This is a genomic window from Paraburkholderia sp. SIMBA_053 (assembly GCF_046534895.1).
Lineage (GTDB): Bacteria > Pseudomonadota > Gammaproteobacteria > Burkholderiales > Burkholderiaceae > Paraburkholderia > Paraburkholderia caledonica.
The window spans coordinates 1-232 of the sequence record NZ_JAWRXU010001838.1; the positions used below are offsets into that span (position 1 = coordinate 1).

The 232-nt window shown below is 64.7% G+C and carries 1 protein-coding gene; it reads left to right on the forward strand.

What is annotated here, in order from left to right:
* Positions 1-232: ATP-binding cassette domain-containing protein (locus SB753_RS41880; RefSeq protein ID WP_410805797.1), on the forward strand; the 232-nt coding region annotated here is incomplete at both ends.

Here is a 232-nt window from a genome sequence, read left to right on the forward strand (position 1 = left end):
GCGACGTCTGCGTGGATTTCAGGACGAAGCTGTCGGGCATGGCTGGCTGGTTCCGGTCGGGGCGCTTTCGTGCCGTCGACGACGCGACGGTGTCGGTGCGGCAGGGCGAAACCTTGGGTATTGTCGGCGAGTCGGGATCGGGGAAATCGACACTCGCGATGGCACTGCTCGGCCTGCAAAGAACCTCGCACGGCGCGATCGATTTTCAGGGCAGGGCGCTCGGCAGTTATCG